At 45.9% G+C, this 630-nt stretch carries 1 protein-coding gene and 1 pseudogene; both read right to left on the bottom strand.

Translation table 11 applies throughout. The annotated features are described in order from the left end of the window. Positions 1-269 (bottom strand): annotated as a pseudogene (locus PGX78_RS09105) (hypothetical protein); the annotation flags it as partial. An 18-nt stretch (positions 270-287) separates the two neighbouring features. Continuing rightward, positions 288-630 (bottom strand): DALR anticodon-binding domain-containing protein (locus PGX78_RS09100; protein ID WP_270446645.1); only part of this gene is annotated, 343 nt, incomplete at its 5' end.

Below are 630 nucleotides of genomic sequence, written 5' to 3'. Positions count from 1 at the left end.
GAAATAACGGCCTGCGTCTTAGGATCCTCAAAATAACATCCGTCTCCTGACGGCGTTGCTTCCGATTCGGTAGCTACCGCAGGAATGTCGACAGAATATCCGTATCTCTGATTTATATATGTATTGTACCCCGTTGTTTGCGAGGCTTTAAGAACTACATCATCATTGGCCGTTCCCACACCGTATCCGGGCGTAGCCGCACCGACGCTGACGGAAGCTGCCACGGCAATTAACAAGCCGACAGCCAGAGTTTTAAAGTTAATCTTCATACACGCACCCTCCCTACTTTAGGATAACTTCTTAATGTCTCCTACAGGACTGATTAAACCCAGCGTTCTGGTCAGTAAGTTCATACGATTATTCTTAACGGCTTCCTTTTCGTGCATGACTAATACATTATCCAGGAAGTTATTAATAGCACTTACGGCACGACCCAAAATTTCAACGGCACAACGGTAGTCATAAATGGCGTAGGCCTGAGGCAATTCAGCTTCAGCAGCCAGGCATGCGGCATATAAAGCCTTTTCTTCTTCCGTTTCAAAAAGGGTATCGTCGACATCCGTATTCTGTGCATCTTTAACCATATTGGCAATACGAGTATACGCTTGCAGGAGTTCTTCCTGTGTCGAA

The organism is Megasphaera sp. AF13-6AC, from assembly GCF_027685385.1.
Taxonomy (GTDB): Bacteria; Bacillota; Negativicutes; order Veillonellales; family Megasphaeraceae; genus Megasphaera; species Megasphaera micronuciformis.
The sequence above is the reverse complement of the archived record's forward strand: the minus strand, read 5'-3'. Positions and strand labels throughout refer to the sequence as shown.